Source organism: Desulfovibrio sp. 1188_IL3213 (assembly GCF_036763145.1).
Taxonomy (GTDB): Bacteria; Desulfobacterota; Desulfovibrionia; order Desulfovibrionales; family Desulfovibrionaceae; genus Desulfovibrio.
On the sequence record NZ_JBAIYR010000440.1, the window covers coordinates 1 to 1,775 of the forward strand.

Consider the following 1,775-nt stretch of genomic DNA (forward strand, 5'->3'; position numbering starts at 1 on the left):
GGCCAGAATGGAAGAAGGCCTGCCCAGGGACTGCGGGGTTCCCTGGCTGCCGTGCAGGCGCAGGGCTTTCATTTCGGCCCACAGGTTTACGCCGTTCATGTCCAGGCGTACCCGGCCGCGACGCTCGTCCACATCAGTGACCACGCCGCGTTTATTGAAAACAGTGTGAAAAACCTGCTGACCAATCACAAAATGCTCAGGGCTGGGCAGAACCGAGCCGTTTTGATCCGCCGCGTCAGCCGGAACAAGCGAAGCCCGCAGGCGGGACATTTCTTTCAGGGCCTGCTTGTGGGTTGCGCGGCCTTCTTTCCAGGCTCGCATGAGTTCGGACGCCTTGCTCCGCACTTCGTCGTGCAGGCGCAGCCGCTCTTTTTCCAGCTTTTCGCGCTCATGCCTGGCGGCAGCCCGGGTCTTGTCCTGCTCCTGCCGCAAAACCGCCAGTTCTTCCTCGCGCTTTGCAGCCAGATCGTTGAGCCGGGAAAGCAGGGCCGTGGCGTCTTGCCCGTCCTGCAAAAGATAGTGTTCTGCCCGGCGTACAATGCTTTCGGGCAGGCCGTGTTCGCGTGCCACATCCAGCGCCTGACTGGCCCCCACCTGATCATAGGCCAGCCGGAACAGGGGTTTTTTGCTTTGGGGATCAAACAGCATTGAGGCCGCGCGCGCTCCCTCCCTGGTGAGGGCGTAGCTCTTGAGCGCGGGAAAATGCGTGGCTGCCAGAACAAAGGTATGCTTGTCGAGCAATTCGTCAAGTACCGCCTGAGCCAGAGCAGCGCCCTGAGCCGGGTCTGTTCCCGCGCCAAACTCGTCCAGCAGCACCACGCCGCTGGCGTCAAGATGCTTCCAGGCTTTGGCAAGGTGCTCGATTTGCGCCGTAAAGGTGGACACATTGTCCGCAAGACTCTGCTCATCACCAATAAAGGCATCCATGCGGCTGAACCAGGGCAAATGGGAACCGGCCCCCACGGGAACCGGCAGGCCGCTGAGAGTCATGGCGGCGATAAGGCCGAGGGTTTTCAGGCAGACCGTTTTTCCGCCAGCATTGCCGCCCGTGATGATCAGGGCGCGTTCGCCGGGGCGCAGCACGATATCGAGCGGTTTTACGGCAGCCGCAGCCCGTGCGGCGGCTTTTTTGTCCTGCGTGGAGTCTGCGGCAGAAGTGTCCGCATTTTTGACCCTGTTGAGCAAAAGCAGGGGGTGGCGGGCATCGAGCAACTGTATGCCTTCGGCCACTGGGGTCAGCGACAGGCAGCGACCGTCAAAAAGGGTTGCCAAACGCCGCTTGGCCTGCAGAAGGTCAAGCTGGGCCAGCAGTTCAAGAGCGGCCTGCGCGCCGGGCAGTTCCGCTTCGAGCAGACTGCGCAGATATTGCAGAACCTTGCGTTCTTCTTCGCGTTCTTCGCGTTTCAGTTCCTGAAGGCGGTTGTTGATCTCCACCAGAAACATGGGTTCAAAATAGCAGGTTTCGCCTGTCTGCGACCAGTCGTGAATAATACCCTGCATGCGTCCCTTGAAGTTGGCCTTGAGGGGCAGCACGTAACGGTCGGACGAAAGGGTCATGAATTCGTCCTGCAGATAGGCAAGCATGTTGTACTGCAAGGCATAGTCCTTGACCTTGCGCATGCAGCTCTGATGCAGACGGCGCAGTTCGCCGCGCAGGCGGTAAAGCTCGGGCGAGCTTTCGTCTTTCAGCAGGCCGTCGTCAGAAAGGCAGCGCAGAAGGGCCGCTGTAAGCTGCACTGGCAGGGGCGTGCCGTCGGCCAGGGCCAGCAGGTGCG

At 60.7% G+C, this 1,775-nt stretch carries 1 protein-coding gene; it reads right to left on the reverse strand.

Going from position 1 to position 1,775, the window contains the following annotated elements:
* Window positions 1-1,775 (reverse strand): endonuclease MutS2 (locus V6C16_RS12370; RefSeq protein ID WP_333543343.1); only part of this gene is annotated, 1,775 nt, incomplete at both ends.